General features: G+C 54.6%; 12 protein-coding genes and 1 pseudogene. 10 read left to right on the top strand and 3 right to left on the bottom strand.

All coding sequences use genetic code 11. From position 1 onward, the window contains the following. Window positions 1-35 precede the first annotated feature (35 nt). From V6L81_RS17580 to V6L81_RS17540, 9 genes are all read left to right on the top strand, one after another. Window positions 36-3857, top strand: a complete 3822-nt coding sequence (locus tag V6L81_RS17580; protein ID WP_338660204.1) for a phage tail tape measure protein — start codon at window positions 36-38, stop codon at window positions 3855-3857. Then, window positions 3854-4336 carry a DUF1833 family protein gene (locus V6L81_RS17575; RefSeq protein ID WP_338660203.1) on the top strand — a complete coding sequence of 161 codons (483 nt, stop codon included), beginning with the start codon at window positions 3854-3856 and terminating at the stop codon, window positions 4334-4336. The genes V6L81_RS17580 and V6L81_RS17575 overlap by 4 nt, the downstream gene beginning before the upstream one ends. Window positions 4337-4348: 12 nt before the next feature. Then, entirely contained in the window at window positions 4349-4747 is a 399-nt protein-coding gene (locus V6L81_RS17570; RefSeq protein WP_338660202.1) for a hypothetical protein, read from the top strand. Next, entirely contained in the window at window positions 4725-7754 is a 3030-nt protein-coding gene (locus V6L81_RS17565; RefSeq protein WP_338660201.1) for a host specificity factor TipJ family phage tail protein, read from the top strand. The genes V6L81_RS17570 and V6L81_RS17565 overlap by 23 nt, the downstream gene beginning before the upstream one ends. Before the next feature lie 28 nt (window positions 7755-7782). Continuing rightward, window positions 7783-8250, top strand: a complete 468-nt coding sequence (locus tag V6L81_RS17560) for a hypothetical protein (protein WP_338660200.1) — start codon at window positions 7783-7785, stop codon at window positions 8248-8250. 121 nt (window positions 8251-8371) lie between these two features. Continuing rightward, window positions 8372-10429 carry a hypothetical protein gene (locus tag V6L81_RS17555; protein WP_338660199.1) on the top strand — a complete coding sequence of 686 codons (2058 nt, stop codon included), beginning with the start codon at window positions 8372-8374 and terminating at the stop codon, window positions 10427-10429. A gap of 84 nt (window positions 10430-10513) precedes the next feature. Beyond that, the gene (locus tag V6L81_RS17550) at window positions 10514-11647 is read left to right on the top strand and encodes an acyltransferase (RefSeq protein ID WP_338660198.1); all 1134 of its coding nucleotides are present in this window, start codon (window positions 10514-10516) and stop codon (window positions 11645-11647) included. A gap of 361 nt (window positions 11648-12008) precedes the next feature. Further along, entirely contained in the window at window positions 12009-12677 is a 669-nt protein-coding gene (locus V6L81_RS17545; RefSeq protein ID WP_338660197.1) for a glycoside hydrolase family 19 protein, read from the top strand. Continuing rightward, the gene (locus V6L81_RS17540; RefSeq protein WP_338660196.1) at window positions 12674-13168 is read left to right on the top strand and encodes a lysis system i-spanin subunit Rz; all 495 of its coding nucleotides are present in this window, start codon (window positions 12674-12676) and stop codon (window positions 13166-13168) included. The genes V6L81_RS17545 and V6L81_RS17540 overlap by 4 nt, the downstream gene beginning before the upstream one ends. A gap of 135 nt (window positions 13169-13303) precedes the next feature. Here the strand turns inward: V6L81_RS17540 and V6L81_RS17535 are convergent, their stop codons facing one another. Continuing rightward, window positions 13304-14572, bottom strand: coding sequence for a PIN domain-containing protein (locus V6L81_RS17535; protein WP_338660195.1), 1269 nt, complete (start codon window positions 14570-14572; stop codon window positions 13304-13306). Between the two features lie 670 nt (window positions 14573-15242). Continuing rightward, window positions 15243-15941, bottom strand: a pseudogene (locus V6L81_RS17530) (tyrosine-type recombinase/integrase); the annotation flags it as partial. 192 nt (window positions 15942-16133) lie between these two features. Here V6L81_RS17530 and ykgO point away from each other — a divergent pair. Then, window positions 16134-16289, top strand: a complete 156-nt coding sequence (gene ykgO / locus V6L81_RS17525; RefSeq protein ID WP_095020762.1) for a type B 50S ribosomal protein L36 — start codon at window positions 16134-16136, stop codon at window positions 16287-16289. 2 nt (window positions 16290-16291) lie between these two features. Here ykgO and V6L81_RS17520 read toward each other — a convergent pair whose 3' ends face one another. Beyond that, a complete protein-coding gene (locus V6L81_RS17520; RefSeq protein ID WP_338660194.1) occupies window positions 16292-16741 on the bottom strand; it encodes a hypothetical protein in 450 nt (149 codons plus the stop codon). Between the last annotated feature and the right edge of the window lie 275 nt (window positions 16742-17016).

The following is a 17016-nucleotide window of genomic DNA, read 5'->3' as shown; positions in this document are numbered from 1 at the left end:
CCCCGGCGGGTTTTTTCACATTTGGAGATTGATAAATGGCCTCGCGCTCACTTGGCACGTTGACGCTCGATCTCATTGCGCGCATTGGCGGCTTTGAGCAGAGCATGGATCGCGCCTCCCGCTCTGTGTCCCGGACTGCGTCGGTGGCCAGCGCATCCTCACGGGAAGTACTCACACTGCAAAATAGCTTCAGGTCGTTGGCCAGTGTCGCCGCCAGTATTGCAGGGCCGTTGGCTGCAGCCCTGAGCGTCAAGGGCGTGTACGACATGACAGAGGCCTATGGCACTCTGACAAACCGTTTAAAGCTTGTGACCAGCAGCTCAGCGGAGTTGGTAGCTGCTCAATCGGCGGTGTTCAACATCGCTCAGGCATCGGCTCAGCCTTTGGCCTCGACCGCAGAGCTTTATCAACGCATTGCCACCAACCAGGAAGCGCTAAAGCTCTCCGGTGAGGGTGTGGCAGGTGTCGTCGGTACCATCAGTAAAACACTCGCGGTGTCCGGCGCGTCCGCTGAAAGTGCCAACGCTGCACTGATTCAATTGGGCCAAGCCTTTGCCTCGGGTGTGCTGCGTGGTGAAGAACTGAACTCCGTTATGGAGCAAGCGCCTGCACTGGCCCAGGCCATTGCGGCGGGTATGGGCAAAACCGTTGGCGAGCTGCGCTCGATGGGCGCGGCTGGCGAACTGACCGCCCAGGCAGTGGTTAAAGCCCTGCAAAGTCAGGTCGGCGCAGTGGATGCACTGTTCGACAAAACGGCGACCACTATTGGCAACAGCTTCACCAAAATTGGCAACTCACTGACCCACTTTGTGGGCGAGCTTGATCAGGCCACAGGAGCCAGCAATCAGATCGCGACCGCATTTGTCAGTGTGTCCAAGGCCATTGATGGCAGCCTGCCGGGTGCTATTTTAGGGGTTAAAAACAATTCAGATGCATTGGCTCAGGCGCTTACTACAGGGCTGCTTGTAGCCCTTGCCCGGGTTGCAGGCGGGTATGCACAGCAAGGTGCTTCAGCGCTGTACGCCGCCCAGGCAAATCAAACCGCACTCACGGCCAGCGCACGAACGGCAAAGCAGGATTTGTGGGCCGCCCAGGCCAAACAGATCGATGCCAAGGCCATGGTTGCCCGGGCTGAACTTGAAATTGCAGCAGCACAAGGCAAGCTCGCCTCCGACCGGGTGCGACAGACTTCCGAACTGGCCAATCTACAAGCAGTGCAGGCAACGCTTACTGCTGAGCGCAATTTGGAACAACAGCGGTTACTTGCGCAAATTTCTGCAAAGGGCCGCACGCTCTCGATTGCGCGTTTGGCGGAGTTGCGACTGGCTGAAGTTGCGACGATAAAGCAGGTCGAAATCGCCGAGCGGTCCCTCGCGGCCACTACATCGGCCACCTCTGCCCAGATCCAGGCTGGCTATGCCATGCGCACGGCCGCGACACTGGCTTATGGCGAGACAACGGCGGTGGTGAACGCTGCAGTTGTGGCATCTGACCGGGCAGCGGCCGCAGCAAGCGTTACAGCTCGCGCCTTTGCGGGGTTGCGTGCGGCGGGTGCCGGCTTGCTGACGATGATGGGCGGCCCGCTGGGGCTGGCCTTTATTGCGGGCGCTGTAGCCCTTTCATTTGTTGACTGGAGCAGTAAATCCCAAAAACTGATGGGTGATTTGAGCGATCTTCAAACCACAGTCGATCAACTGCGCCAAAGCTTTGCCGGGCTCAACGAGGATCAGCAGCGCGCCAAGATCAGCGAGTGGAAAGACAAGCAGCTTGGGGCGACGCTGGCGGTCCAGGACGCTTACGACGATCTTGAAACATCAATCAAGTCATCAATGGTCAGCTTGTCCAATGTCCGGTCCCCGGAACACAGCAAGCAGCTGAAAGCGTTTGAAGAGTTGTCGAGTCGCCTCAAGGATGCGCGCGCCAATGGCCAGTCACTGACGCCTATTTTGGATGAGCTGGCCAGCAACCCCGGCGTGCGTCCCGAAGCGGCAAGAAACTGGATCGATCTGGCCGGCAAGGTCGGTGATGCCCAGCAGGTTCTTGATCAAACAACCGAGCGCCTCGATGTGCTCAGCAATTCGCTCACCCGAAATACCACCGAAACCCAGCTCAACACCCAAGCCAAAGCGGGGATGACTGCCGGTGGGCAAAAGTACCTGGCAACGTTGCAGGAGCAACTTAAAAAGCTTCAGGACAACGGTGATGCCGTCAAGGAAGCGACCCGGCACATTGAAGACCATACGGACTTATCTGAAAGCGACCGGATTGCCATCTTGTCGACAAGTCATGCGATCAAGGCGCAGACCGATGCCAACAAAGCAGCCACCAAGGCAACCAAAGACAACACCTCGGCGGTCAAAGCCAACCAGAAAGCGTTCGACAGCACCGAAGAGGACTATCAGCGGCAAATTGAGCTGATCAACACCACCACCGACAAGCAGAAAAACGCTACTGAAGTCGCCAAGCTGTCGTTCGAGATCACCAGTGGTAAGTTGGTAGGCATCAATGCCAAACAGCAACAGCGTCTTGAAGGCTTGGCCGCCGAGCTGGATGCGCTGAACAAAATCAAGGTGGCATCTGAAGACGCCGCCAAGCTCTCCGCCTTCGACTCAACCCTCAAACTCGATATCCAGACCCAGACCGATGGTTTTGCCCTTGAGCTGGAAGGTGCAGGGCGCGGTGACAAGTACAAGGTGCGCTTGAAGGAAACGCTGGCCATCCAGCAAGACTTCAACAAGCAGATGCGCGACCTGCAGGAGCAGCAGAACAGCGGGAAAATCAGCGAAAGCCTCTACGAGAGCGAAACAGAGCTGCTCAGCGAAGCGCTGGCGACCCGGCTGGTCATGCAGCAGGACTATTACAACCAGCTCGATCAGGCGCAGTCCAACTGGCTGGACGGCGTTTCTTCTGCCTGGGAAAGCTATCTGGAAACGGCCACCGACTACAGCCAGCAGGCGAGCGACGCGACCACGGGCATCTTGGGCGATACCACGTCCTCGCTGTCTGATCAGTTCCAGGGGTTGGTCAAGGGCACCACTGATCTGGGTTCTGCATTTATCAGTCTCGGCAGCACCATGTGCAGTTCGATCCTTGGTGCGCTCTCTGATATTGCTGCCCAGTGGGTTGTAACACAGGCGCTGAAGATGGCCGGCATCGCCACCGAAACCAGCGCAACGGTTGCAGCCGAGGCGACAAAAACCGCTGCTAAAGTCACGGCCGATACAGTCACCACGGGCTCGTCCCTTGCCGCAACGGCAACCACCACTGCCGCTCAAATTGCAGCAGCTGCAACCACGGCATCGGCCTGGCTGCCAGCGGCACTTGTTGCCTCGATTGGTTCGTTTGGCGCCGCTGCAGTTGTCGGCGGTACCGCGTTGATTGCGGCTTACGCACTGATGAAGGGCTTCAAGGAGGGCGGCTATACCGGCCCCGGCGGCGTCAACGAAGTGGTAGGCGTGGTCCACGGCCAGGAGTTTGTGGTGGATGCCGAAAACACCAAACGCATCGGCGTCGACCGACTGAGCAGTCTGGTCGGTATGGCGCACAACGGCATCGACTCGGTTCCGCAAACTGGCACCTGGTTGCTTGAAAAAGGGGAGCGGGTCACCACCGCTCAAACCAGCGCCAAGCTCGATCAAACCCTGGATCAGATGTCGCAAGGCTCCGGCGGCGGCATGAACGTCCAGATCATCAACAACAGCAACAGCCAGGTGCGCACCAAGCAGGATCGTAAAGGTGAGCTGCAGGTCATCATCGACGCAGTCCGCGAGGACTTTCTAAGCGGTGTGTCCTCGGGCGACTCGTCGTACTCCCGGGCCATCGAAGGCACCTACCACGGCATGAGGAGAGGCGCATGAGTCTGATCGAGCGTGTGTATGCCTCGGGCGGTGACGTGATCATCGATACCCTGGAGCTGACGTGCCCGGCCTGGACGGAACCGGTGTTGATCTGTGGCGGCTTTGAGGATGTGGCCTGCACCGCAGAAGATGGCCGCAGTTTGCCCCTCATTGCTGCTGGCATCGACGTGTCACTGCCGAAGAAGAGCAACAGCGCAAGCCAGACGCTCAACTTCGCTATCGACAACGTGCTGGGGGAGGCGCAGCAGAAAATGGACCAGGCCAAGGCGGCAGGGGCGCCGATCACGCAAACCTACCGTCGTTACCTGGCCAGTGACCTGTCGGCACCGGCAGAGCCGCCGATCCGCATGAAGGCCTTCGGCGCCGGTATCGAGGGCACCACCGTGCAAATCACTGCGGGCTACGGCGACCTGATCAACCGGGCATTCCCTCGCGACAAGCTGACCACGCTTAATGCGCCCTGCATGAAGTACCTGTAACGGATCAAACCCATGCTCAACAAATTCTTACTCGCGCCCTATGTGGACGGCGGGCGGGGCCCGGCTGCGTTCGATTGCTGGGGGCTCTGCATTGCTGTGCGTCACGAACTGTTTGGTTTACAGCTGCTGCCCAGCCTGGGCTGTGTAGGGCGGCATAACCCCAAGGCCTGCACCAAAGCCTTCCGCATGCTCTCGGGTGTGATGGAGGTTTGCGAGCCTGAGCCCGGCGCAATCGCGGCGGTGCTGCGCGGTGACCTCTGCATCCATGTGGGTGTGGTGGTCGATATCGACGGTCGCCTGGCGGCGCTGGAAACCAACCCCAACTCCGGCCCGCGCTGGCTGTACCTGCGGCAGTTTGAATCCACTTACCTGAAGGTTATTTATTACCGTGATCAGCGTATTCCCCAATAAGCTCGACGGTGCGGCCCTTGAGGTGCACAAAACCAGCCGGCGCATGACCCTGGCTGCCTGGCTGAAAACCATCGCCCCAAGTTACGAGCCCCGCGAGGCGCCGCCGGTGAGCATCACCGTCAATGGCGAGCTCATCGAGGCGCACCGCTGGGCCGAGTTTGAGTTTGCGGCTGCCGATGACGTCGAAGTGCGCGTTGAGCCCAAAGGCGTGGTGGCAGCTGTCGCGGCGGTGATCGCGGCGATTCTGGTAGCCGTGGTCATGTCGCGCAATATGGCGGTGATCCCCGGCACCGCGACCATGGGGCAGGGCAAGGGGCTTGATGAAGTTTCGGCAAAGGGTAACAAGGTCAAGCTGGGCGACCTGATCCGCGAGATTGCGGGCCATCAGCGGGTTTACCCCAGCTACCTGACGCCATCCGTGCGCCGCTTTGTTGACCGCCGGGCGCAGTGGGTGGAAATGCTGCTGTATGTCGGCAAGGGCAAGTACCAGATCCCGCTTAACAAGGTGAAGGTGGGCGAAACCCCGCTGATCAGCCTGGGCGCCGACGCGCAATTCACCCTATTCAACCCGGGCGATGACCTGTCCGGCGAGACGGCTGCACAGTGGTGGCACAGCGCGCCGGAAGTGGGCGCCAGTGCCAACGGTTCTGCCGGTTTGCAGTTGACCGCCTCCACGAACCTGACCCGCTTTGTCACCGCGTCCGTGCTGCAATTCAACGGCTACAGCATCTCGATCCCAACAGGCTCCGGCTTTTTCCCGGAGGACTGGACCAGCAGCCTGCTGATCAACGTACTGTCGCCTTATCCGTACACGGTGATTGATGGCGGTGAGGGGCGGGACATCATTACCGGCGACCTGGCCATGCTTGCGCCGTACCCGGGCATGCTGATCGAGGTCAACGGGGAAAACGCGGGCAACTATGTGGTGCACTCATACATCCCGTATTCGCCGGCGATCCCGCCGAGCGCGGGCACGGCCTCAACGATCACCGGCAGCGCAGCGCCGTCTCGTTTTGACTTCGACGTCACGCCGCTGACATTCACCGTGCGCCTTGGCACCACGCCGTATTCGGTCGAGCTGACGAGTGATGTGACGGACTTGGCGGGATTGGTCGTGGCCTTCAATTCGGCCAAAGGATCCGCGCCATTTATTGCCAGCGCTTCATCCGGGCGGCTGCGGATCACCGAGCTTTCGCCGTTCACCGGGCTGGCCCTGGCTGCGTCAGGCGGCTCAAGTGTGCTCGGCTCAAGCCCGGTCAGCGTGAAGGGCGCAGCCACAAGCAGCGGCACCTCAGAGCGCCGCGCCGAGATGACCCTCAACTACGACAGCGGCCAGCCGGTCAACGGCCTGGCAATGGGGGAGGGCCTGGCCACCATCGGCCCGCGTGGCCTGCGCTACAGAATCATCACCACCGCTGTTGGCACCCTCACAGTGGAGCGCCTGACGTCCAGCGGCGATATCGACGAAGACTGGCCCGGGTTCAGCCTGCAGGAGACGATTCACGGCCGTATCGAACTGGACTCATCAAACCTTGAGGGCGGCTATCGCGGCTCCTTCGCCGCGTGCCCTGAAGGCGAACTGGTCACCGAAATTGAGTGGGACGTGTTCTTCACCGGCGGCCTGATCGGCAATGGTAAAAAGGGCGACCAGTACGCCGTTTCCTCCAGTCACCAGTTTGAGTATCGGGACATGGCCACGTCAGGCGCCTGGACGGTGCTGCCCCAGTCCGTCACGGGCAACTCGATGGATGCCCAGGGTTTCACCTATCGCCAGACCTTGCCCTATCCCATGCGCCCTGAGTGCCGCATCAAACGCATGCCCAAGGTGGGTGGGGTCAACTCGGGCGAAGTGATGGATGACGTCATGTGGTACGGCCTGCGCGGCAAGATGATGGGCGCGCCGACGCGCTACAACGACATGACCGTGATTGCCGTGCGCGTGCGCAACGGTGACCGGCTCTCGGCGCAATCTGAAAGCCTGGTCAGTGTCGAGGCAACCCGGGTGCTGCCGGTGCGCTCGGGTGGCGCCTGGACCGTGGAGACACCGACGCGGGATATCGTGCCGTGGTTCCTGTACATCGCCAAGTCGGCCGGGTACACCGATGCCGATCTGGATCTGCCCGAACTGGACCGCCTGCACGATGTGTACCGCGCACGCGGCGATACCTTCGACATGACCATTGACGATGCCAGCACGGTCAAGGACGCGATGAACGACGCGCTGGCCGCCGGGTTCTCCGAACTGACCATCAATCGCGGGCTGCTGCTGCCGGTACGCGACGAGCCGCGCACGCAGTTTGAGCATATGTACACGCCGCAGAACATGACCAAAGGCCTCAAGCGGCAACTGGTGTTTCCATCGAGCGACGACTTTGACGGTGTTGATGTGGAGTACTTCAGCTCGATCACCTGGGCGTGGGAGACCGTCGAATGCCGATGGCCGGGTGACCTTGGCAACAAGGTCGAGAAGGTCAAGGTGCCGGGCATCGCCGATCGCACTCGCGCCTGGCGCATCGGTATGCGCCGCCGTGGCCATCAGAAATATCGCAACGACACGTATCGCTGGGAAACCGAGCTCGACGCGCTCAACTCCGGTTACATGAGCTACGCGGCGGTTGCCGACGATGTGCCGGGGTACGGCCAGAGTTCGATTTTGCTCAGCGTTGAGGCAGTACCTGGTGGGATCGCGCTTGAAAGCACCGAGCCATTCGACTGGTCCGCCGGCGGGTCGCATGTGATTGCGTTGCGTAGGCAGGACGGCACGCTTTCGGGCCCGTGGCCAGCGACCCAGGTCGATGACTACCGGGTAAGCGTAAACAGCCTGGACTTCGACCCTGACACCAGTTGGGACCCGGAGCCGCCACACCTGCTGTTTGGCCCGGTCAACCGCTGGAGCTACCCCACGCTGGTCACCGTAGTGAACCCATCGAGCGGCGGCAACGTCACGGTAGAAGGCATGCCCTATGACGCCCGGGTTTATCAGTACGACAACAGCGCGCCGACATGAACCCACTAGCGGCACAAAGAGGCAGTAAATGATTGCATATCCCGAGTGTCTGCCCGAGCCGCAGCGTGACGGTTATGGCTTCCAGCCGGTAAGCCCGATGGCCCGCTCTGAACTCCAGAGCGGGCGCGCCAGGCAGCGACGGCGGTTCACCTCGGTTCCCACGGTGGCGTCAGTCACCTGGTTGATGGATGACGGAGAAGCGCAACTGTTTGAGGGGTGGTTTGAGCACATCCTGCTATCGGGCAGTTTGTGGTTCCAGTGCCCGCTCAAAACGCCCCTGGGCATGGATGAGCACAGGGCGCGATTCGTTGATATCTACGAGGGGCCGATTCTGGTCGGTGAGAGCTTTTGGCGCTTTACCGCGAAGCTTGAGCTGTTCAAACGCCCGATTATGGATGCCGAGTGGATCATCGAGGCGCCGGACTACATCGCAATGGCTGACATCTTCGATATTGCCATGAACCAGAAGTGGCCGAAGGCAGAACCAGCCCTGTAACAACCGACCCTGACCACAGTACCCACACATATTCCACCGGCAGCTCGCCGGGAACTAAAAACAGCGTTCACGCTTCCGCACTCTTCGCGGTGGCATGGGCGCGCCTGCGAGAAAAATGCCCATGGCTCACAACACTGGCAACCCAATTGGGTCGACCTCCCCAAAAGACTTGTCCGATAACGCCCAAAATCTTGATCTATTACTGCTAGGGGATGATCCTTCATACCGAGATCGTAAGGGTGTAGGACGCAAGTCTTGGAAGGGAATGGAGCGAGAGTACGCTGCAGATAAAGGCCATCGTGACTCCGAATTTGAGGGCGACCAGGCTGAGCGCGTAGCACAGTTCACTGCGCTACTGGATGCCAGCGGCTATGAGCCTCCTGTGCCATATGTCTCAGGCCTCGATCTGGTCAGAACAACTCAAACAGTCACCTACCTTGGCAATGAGTACCGAGTTAAAAGTCAGTTTCTGCCGCTGCTAACCACCAGTTGGGCAGCTGATGAATCAAAGTTTAAATTGGTTGGCGACGACTCCCTCCGTCAAGAGTTGGCGTCCAGTGTCGACGCTTCTAAAGGTACTGGGCAGCTGGGAAACAGCATCATTACGCTAGGCACTGTGGCCGATATGGTGGCCATGGGTGGCTGGAAGATAGGGCAGCGCGTACGAACCATGGGTTACAGTGCTATCGGGGATGCCGGGGCTAATGAGTACTTAATAGTGCCGGCGGGTTCAGGTATTGAAGATGGCGGCCAATTCATTAACGTAGTAGGAGCTCAGGCTAAAGGGCTTTTCCCGGGCGGAAAAATATCATCAAAGCAGTTCAATGCTAACGGTGACGCGGTCACTGACTCGCAGGAAGTCCCTATACAAGCTGCTTTGAATACAATAATCACTGACTCGCCAAGCAGAGCCTGGGGTACATCAGTAACTCTTAAGCTGGGAGCCTATCTCAGCAAAGGCATCCAATTATTTGGGGATAGACTATTTAAAGGCAGCGGAGGGCCGAACGCAACAAAGCTTATAGCCTCGCCGGCAGTGTCGGCCGAAAGTGCGATGGTGAAAATATCGGCTTCCTTTTCACGAATTGAAAATATGGGCCTTAATATACCCATTGAAGTTTACAATCCTACAACAGGCACAGGAGTTGCGGTAGATGGGTTCAAGGTAGATAGTGATAACGCATTTGGTAATGCCCTTCGGGACTTTCGGGTTAATGGTGGTCGTTACGGAATAGATGTGGCTTTTGGAAGAGAGACGAGCATAAAAGATGGTTTCATTATTGGCAGTTACATCGGTGTAAGGGTAAAGGCGTGGGATACGGTTTTAAATAACACATTAATTCAAGATTGTGCTCAATATTGCATTCATGTCGATGGCCATGGGCTTGAGTCAATACAAGCTCATTTGGTTCGTGCTCCAATTCTTATACGTTTTAGTAGTAACGGTGCCCCAGTAAACGTTTCGGATTTATTTCTTGATACTCCAGGTATTGCCGGTGCTGTATTTAACGATCAGCGTGGCGCTCGACTTGTGAGTACATATATATTGAAAATTGGTAATAATGCGAATGTAAATGCTGTTGGCATGAAGTTTGAGGGCGACTCAAGTGAAAATGCTCTGATAGGTGGTAGTAATATTAATACGGGTAGCAACTATGCTGGGGTGTTTCAGATAGGTAGTGATTGTATAAATAATATTTTTGCCTTCTGGCGCACTCTGAGTAAAACTGTTGCCTTTGAAGACCATGGGAGCTTGTGGCGTCAAACGGTCGTAGGCTGTATGGGGCATATGGCCAGGTATAACAACATTCCGAGAAAAAATCGCGGTCATGCGAAAAACGTTGCGATAGGGGCAACAGTCCAGATAGTTCTAACGCTTGATTATTCCTATCCTGCAATTACTTTTAATACCTTATTGTTTTATGGGAAGTGGGTTTCGCGTAATAGTGATGGACAAGCTGCGTTTGGAGATTTATATATTCCTATTCAGTATGGGGACTTCGGGTGCGCTATTACCGTAACCAAAATTAGCGGTCATGCGAACAATAACTGGGTCGTTGACTCTGCAATTCTAGGCGGAACCCAGATGATTTTGACATTACGAAATTCGGGTGCTGCAGCTAGCTCAATCTCAATCGATATTGAACGATCCCTTGACGCTGGAGGGGCGACCTTTTAATAAATCCGGGCTCCGGCGAGTTTTTATGGCGAAAACCAGATAAAATTTCAGACAAAAAATAACAGAGCACAGAAACTCTGGCACTTGGCCATAGGTAAGGATAAAATTCCAAAAAAATCAACACTCATAACCTTGGATATTGCCTTGAAAAGAATTGAAGGGCTGGATTACTTAAGAGGGCTCATGGCACTCTCAGTAATGGTTTATCATTATATAAGTTGGGGCAGTGGTCCGATAGGTAGTGAATATTTGATTGGCAAGCTTGGGATTTATGCCGTGTCAATGTTTTACATACTAAGCGGGCTGAGTTTGGGGTTGGTTTATTATGGTAGGATTACATCAGCAGGAGACGTTGGGTCATTTATAATTAAACGGATTTTCAGAATTTTCCCGCTTTTTTGGTTGGTTTTGACAGCCACGATGCTAGCTAGTATTTTGGGCGGAAAGGCCGGCGAACTTGATCTGTACAAGGTTTTCCTTAATTACTCGTTATTGTTTGGGTTCGTTGATCCTTCAGCATATTTTAATATTGGCGCATGGTCCATTGGCAATGAAATGGTGTTTTATGCGATACTTCCGTTAGTATTTTTGCTGTCGGTTCGGTTTGTATGGGCTCTGCCTCTAACAATTCTTTTTAGTCTATTGGCTGGTGTTTACTTTGCTGTGTATTACCTTGGCTCTGACAGGTCACTCGTAGAGCAGTGGGGTACTTATATTAACCCTTTTAATCAGTTGTTTTTGTTCATGGGTGGTGTTGCGCTTGGCGTCTATGGGAAAATGATCAGGGTGACAGGTTTTGTGTCGATAGTCATATTGTTGACTTCCTTCTTGGTTTTTTGCTTCTATCCTGTGGCTGGAGATTCAATCTCAATAGTAACGGGTGTTGAGCGTTTTATATTTTCTTTCTCCTGTATGGCTTTTGTAGCTGGGATCTATTTCTTGAACCCTTCGTTTAAAGCCGCGCCAGCAAAAGTTCTTGGTTTTTTTGGATCAGCTTGTTATTCCATATATTTGTTGCATCCAGTTGTAGCAAAGGTAGTGGTCGGTCTAGCCGTAAAATTGGGGCTTGGTGCCGCTGCTGGCTACACAGCCTCGGCTTTAGCCACGCTAGCTCTGAGCTGGTTAGTGTTTGATTATCTCGAAAAGCCTATGATGAATGCTGGAAAAAAAGTAGCTTCTATATTTGCTAGAAAGAGCAGTGTTAGAGCGCTAACTTGATCGAACTAGTCGTAATTTAAAGCTCGCCCTGTGCGGGCTTTTTTTTGCCTGGAAAACGTCATGTGTATCAACTGGGAGTTCTTAGACTGTTTAGCGCCGAATGCGAATTACTTGCCACGTAACTTCGCTACGAAATCTACCTGTATCACCTCGAATGACAAACAAAAATGCTCTATAGGCGGAAGACAGTCTGGAACAATGCTGTTCACGAATCTTCCGGTACGCCCATGCCCATCCACGTTTAGATAGCCTGCCCATAGCTCGCCTTCCTGCTGGTTCTATTTGGACAAAAATCATAGCAAGTTGATACCAGTGAGAGATATAGCTCCTTGTGTAAAGTATTGTGAAAATGGAGTCCACTATGAGTGTTACAGCACTGCAGTTGCTGCAGATTCTCCCCAGTGCCGGCCAAGTTGCCAGCGTTTTTGTTCCTGTCTTAAACACCGCAATGAACCGGTACCAGATCGTGGGCCAGAAACGCATAGCGGCCTTCATTGCCCAAGTTGGCCACGAATCCGGCGAAATGACGCGCCAGGTAGAGAATCTGAACTACAGCGCAGATGGGCTGGCCAACACCTGGCCCAATCGCTACGCCGAGCCAGACGGCAAGGGTGGCTACCTCAAGGTTATGGTCAAAGACAGGCTGCGCAACAAGCCCAACGCCTTGGGCCTGAGCCTTGCGGGCAAGCCTGAACAGATCGCGAACAACGTCTACGCCGGGCGCATGGGTAATACCGCGCCGGGCAACGGCTGGAAGTATCGCGGTCGCGGCCTGATCCAGCTCACCGGCAAGACCAACTACCAACTGTGCGGCGAAGCGCTGGGCCTGGACCTGCTCGCACAGCCTGAACTGCTGGAGAAACCGCAGCAAGCCTGTATGGCCGCTGCGTGGTTCTGGGGCAGTAACGGGCTGAACTCACTGGCTGACACGGGCGACATTGAAACCATCACCCGGCGTATCAACGGCGGACTGAGCGGGTTGGCTGACCGTCAGGCACTGTACGCCCTGGCACTGAAGGTGTTGGCGTGAGCCTGGCTCGCTGGCTGGGCCTTGCGTTGCTGCTGGCCAGTGCTTGTTTTGCCACATGGAAAGTGGACGCCTGGCGCTACGGCAGGCAGCTGGCCGACCTGAGCGCGTCACATCAAGCCGACCTGACGACCATTTCCAACGCTGCAGCCGCCCAGGTGCGCCAAGCACTGGATAAGCAGCAGGCTACCCAAAAGGCCCTGGCCGAACTCGACGATAAAGCCACAACGGAGAAAGCCCGTGATCTTGCTGAGAATGAAAAGCTGCGCGCTGATGTTGCCGCTGGTGATCGCCGGCTGCGCATCGCCGGGCGCTGTAGTGCCGACATCGGTAATCTGCCCATTACCACCAGCACCGCCCGCCTGGATGATGGCGCAGCCATCGAACTCGCTGGAGCTACTAGACGGATTGTTTTCGATATCAGGGCCGAAATCATAAAAGATCGGGCAGCTCTGAAAGGTATACAGGCGTATGTGCGTGATAGTTGCATGTGACAGATTCAGATGGAGTTGGGCACAGGAGTTTTTATGCGACTATGCTATTGTGCATTTATGATAATAGATCGAGAGAAATAGTATTTGAGGGAGGGGCGCCACTTTTGCAGGTGGCGCTATGTTTTATTATTACGGCTAGTAAGTTTCTACAGCCCAAGTCAGCTGTGCAAGATCATCTGTTATTTCTCTAACAGCTACTGGGTCATCAGGGTTTGCGTACTTTTCTTTCCAGCTTGTAGATCTGTTTGCGCTAGCTGACTGTGGAAGTATATTGATCAACCCGTCTCTAAAGATAATCGCTTCATGATGTCGCTGGTTATATTCTTGCATTAGCTTTTGAGTAGCGCTCAATTCTCGTGATATGAATGATGGTCTGTTATTTTCTGCAGTTTCTGGTGAGCCGTTGCGTTCTTGGGCGATACTTCTAATTTCTAGTTCGTATATATTGATATGGTTTCTTAGAGTGTCGATAAAGTTATGCGCACCGCGAATGAATAAATCGTTGTCTATGTCAGGAGTGGGGGAAGGTATTGTGGCTTCGCGCTCTGTGTTCTCAATGCTGGCTACCACTGCTTTGTCAGCATCAAACCACTTTAATAATTGGGATAGCTTGACTATGTGGAATGATTTGCCATCAGATTTTGCTCTGAACTCATCTACTAGTTCAAATCGTGGATATAGTGGTTTGCCACTGCTTCGATGCCACCAATCGGCTTTGTCATCACTCGATACAAAAATGATATGTTGCTTGTGTTGTGAACCAAGCTTGAGGATTTCATGCCAAATCAGAAGGTCGCCCGCCTGATTTTCTGTTTTACCACTATCCTTATATCCGGGAGGGATTTTTAATGTGTTTCTTCTGGCTAAATCAGCTTCGAATTCTTTGTCGTTGAAGTCGATGTCAGGTAGGACGGAGCTTTTTAAAACCTTGTGGTACATTTTGCTTACTGGGTCATCCCATCCCCATCCTTGAACGACAGCGATTGTTTTATTTATTTCGTCTTTCCATGCCTTGAATGATGATTGTAATTGAACTTCTTTTTCGAGAACCTTTTTGAATTCATTAACTTCATTAAGGAAAGGGTGTTTTTTGAAAAGCTGGAGCTCGCTGCTTTGTTTCTTTTTAAGGTCGTCGTGAATGGCTGAAAGCTTGTTAGGGCGGTTATCAAAAAACTCCCTAGCAACTTGTGCTGGGATGAATATGCGCTTTTGAGCTGATAGTGTTTCGTACACGGCTTCTATTGTATTTAAGCTTTCGTTGTCTGTGCCGTATGGTAACAATAGTATATTCGTATCTAGGACGAATAGGCAGGTTTGTCGCATGTCGTCGATTGGATCTAATCTAAAGCTAAATGTGCTTGCGGGGTCAGGATATTTGTCGGATTTATTGAATTTTGTGTTCATGAACTTTCCTTGTCGTGAGGTGCAAAGTATATCTTTTGAGTTTTTTAACTTGTAATTAATTGCCTGTTGGGCCATCCAATCCTGTCACCAGTTTAATCAGCAATCAAGAACTAGATATAATTTAAAACTGCCTCGGACAAGAGTGAGGGCCTAGGAGTTTGGCTGAGGTTGGGGTGCCTTGGATTTTCGGTACGGTGGCAGGGCGCCAGGGGAGGGGTAAAACAGAATTGCGGAGCGGTCTGAATTTTTGCGGTGCAAAAAACAAACTGTCTGCACGAAGAGTCTCATACAAGCCCTTGATTTGTTTCGTGCCCGAACCCGGAATTGAACCGGGACGCCGCTACGAGCGGGGGGGTTTAAGACCCTCGTTGTAGCTTTAATTTTTTTGGGGTTGCCTGCCCGGCAGAGCTCCGGGAGAGTTAAGAAAACCCTCAGTGACTTTTCGAGTGACATCGTCACTCGTTGTCTAGCAGCGTTGGGCGTCGTTGCAGCGAGCACCTGTTGCTGAAGTCCCGTATTTTCTGGCGCTGAGCAAGTCCAGCTTGAATGGGGTGCTAGGGGTCGAGTGTTCGAATCACTCCGTCCCGACCATATTCTTCAATGACTTAGGCCAATGTCCCCGACATTGGCCTTTTTCATTTTCGGGAGATTTTCGGGGCTTTTCCGCTTTTCATCCCTGACTACTCTTCAAAATTGTCAGAACCGGACCTCGTGAGTCGGTTGCCGATACCATATTTGCAGCCTCAATCAGTTGCCCCAACTCGGCGCCGGAGTAGTGACTGGTGATGCTGCCGTTCTTGTGTCCAAGCAATGCCTTGCGGTCTTCCTCGGTTACGCCTGCTGCCCGAAGCCGTCGGCCAAACGTGTGTTTCAAGTCGTGAATCCTGATCGACTGATAGCCAGGGTGAGCGGGGCGAAGGTTTTTCTCCTGCCAGAGTTTCGCCGCTCTCACTCGGGCTTTCTTCCAGGCTGAGTCATTCATGCGGTGCAGCGCAGTACGGTTGTAAGGAAACACCTATTCCTTGCTGATACCACGCTGCTTCTCAATGATCGATATGGCCACGGTGTTGAGCACCACCAGACGCTCATCACCATTCTTCACTCCCGACCGCTCATGCCGGCCGCCAAAATCGGCCGGTATCAGAAACACACTGGTGCCCAGTTCCGCTACCGCAATCTCCCAATCCCACTTCAATGTGCAAACCTCCTGCTCGCGACAGCCCGTGTTCACCTTGAACAAGGCCATCGTCTGCAAGTGGGCGGGCAACTCCCCAAAAAGAATCGACTGCTCTTCCCAGGACATGGGGTAGGGCTTGCGGCTCGATTTCTTCTCTTCCAGTTTTGTCAGCATGGGCACGCTGTCCAGCCAAAGCAGCTTTTGTGCACCGGGTATCGGTCTTATCGACTTGATCCCAGATCCGCATATTCATGGACACGACAAAATCCTTGCCGCGATCTACGCAGCATCAAGAAGGGGTAGGGGAAATATGAGTTGCTAAACATTATCATTCGTATTTAAGATATGTTATTACGTTTCAACTCACCGCAAGGAGCCTCACCGATGAAAGTGCTGTCCTCACTCAAAGAAGCGAAAAATCGTCACCGTGACTGCCAGATCGTTAAGCGCCGTGGCCGTATTTATGTGATCTGCAAAACCAATCCGAAATTCAAGGCTCGCCAGGGCGCAGCGAAGAACAAGAACAAAGGCAAGGGCTGACCTTACGCAACGTCGGCTTTGCGTTGATCCGCCCGGTCGGCAGCAAGGTCTGTCGCCAGTTCCTCGGCGCGGGCCTGGCCGTACTCATTGGCTCGGGGACGAATCAGTGACTCGGCAAGATCATGCAGGGCTGTAGGGTGTTGCCTGGACTTGGCTGGGTCCAGAGCCGTGCAGGCCAGGTCGTAGACCTTGCCGTGCATGCAGCGTCCACCGGCAACGATTTCGCAAATCATCTGCTCGATCGGATATTCGCGGTTGTCGGTCAGCAGAGGGGCGATGTGTTCTTGTGCGCCGAGGTGTTCGGCCAGTGCTTCGTATAGTGATTGTGGTGTCACCAATGTCACCTGTTTACCGAAGGGGCGCGGCGCCGTGACGGTGTCGCCGCAGATCAGGCTGTTGATGGCATCGTAAAGCAAGTCCGGGCCTTCGACGGTATCCAGAAAGTCAGTCATGGCAGCGGCTCCTGTTCGAGTTTACGTGCGAAAGCACAGGCATCGTTATGCTCGCGGCGAAAGCCTTTCACCTTGCCGGTACCGGTATCGACGATGTGGAAGAACTCGCCACTCACTGGCTCTACCCGGTAGCGCGGGGCGTTCTTCGGTGGGGTGGCGCCGTCAAGCCCAGGCGAAGCGCGACGAACATATTGCGGCGCTGGTTTATTGCGAGCGCTACATCATAGTAAGCGCGTTGACTTGGGGTCATGGTCGCCTGCAGAGCTGTGGATTAT

The organism is Pseudomonas bubulae, from assembly GCF_037023725.1.
GTDB classification, from domain to species: Bacteria; Pseudomonadota; Gammaproteobacteria; order Pseudomonadales; family Pseudomonadaceae; genus Aquipseudomonas; species Aquipseudomonas bubulae.
This window is presented reverse-complemented; position numbering and strand designations above follow the sequence as displayed.